The organism is Paracoccus fontiphilus, from assembly GCF_017356265.1.
In the GTDB taxonomy this organism is placed as follows: domain Bacteria; phylum Pseudomonadota; class Alphaproteobacteria; order Rhodobacterales; family Rhodobacteraceae; genus Paracoccus; species Paracoccus fontiphilus.
Genome location: NZ_JAFNAW010000173.1, coordinates 1 through 732 on the forward strand (window position 1 = coordinate 1; position 732 = coordinate 732).

Sequence of the window (732 nt, forward strand, 5' to 3'; positions counted from 1 at the left end):
GAGCGCGGCTGGCCGAGATCGGGGGCGGCAGCGGCGACGGTCCGATGGCGGCCGTCTGCCAGATGCTGACCCGCCAGCACGAACATGCACTGTCCGCCCCCGGCCACGCGCCCTTGGCCGAGGCCTTCGCGCGGGCCATGCGGCTGTCCCTGTCTGGCGGGCGCGTGCTGGTTGCGACCTGCCTGGAGGGCGTGCGGGGCGCTGAAACCGCGCTGGCCATCCTGGCGCGGCGGCGGTCGGTCACTCTGGCGCTGATGCTGGACGAAACCGAGATGCAGCCCCCGCCCGGCCCCTTGGCGGTCAGCGACGGGCATCGCAGCCGGATCGCCCGCCTGTCGGCCCCCGACACCAGCGCCGATCTGGCCCGCCTTCGCGCGCTTGGCGCCACCGTGACCGAGGTGCGGCCGTGACGCGCGACGAACTTCTGGCGCAACTGGCCCCGCCCCGCCTGCCGCTGGAGATCGCCGCGCTGGGCTGGCCCGAGATCCTGTCGCTGGCCGCGATCGGCCTGCTGGCAGGCGCGCTTGCCGCGCTGGTCCTGCGCCCTCTGATGGCGCGCAGGCCCTCGCGCCGCGCGCTGGTCCGGGCCACGCGCGGGATGCCGCCGCAGGACCGCATCCTTGTCATCGCGCGTATCCTGGGGTGCCTGCCGGACGCTCTGCGGCCCGCCGCCTATGGCGCGGCACCCGCCCCCGACGATGCCACGCTGGAACGCATCGCCCTGCGCCGGAC

At 75.7% G+C, this 732-nt stretch carries 1 protein-coding gene and 1 pseudogene; both read left to right on the forward strand.

Annotation, left to right across the window (positions count from 1 at the left end; all coding sequences use genetic code 11):
* Window positions 1-410, forward strand: a pseudogene (locus tag J0F76_RS20720) (hypothetical protein); the annotation flags it as partial.
* Window positions 407-732: hypothetical protein (locus tag J0F76_RS20725; protein WP_207472354.1), on the forward strand; the 326-nt coding region annotated here is incomplete at its 3' end. The pseudogene J0F76_RS20720 and the gene J0F76_RS20725, both read left to right, overlap by 4 nt.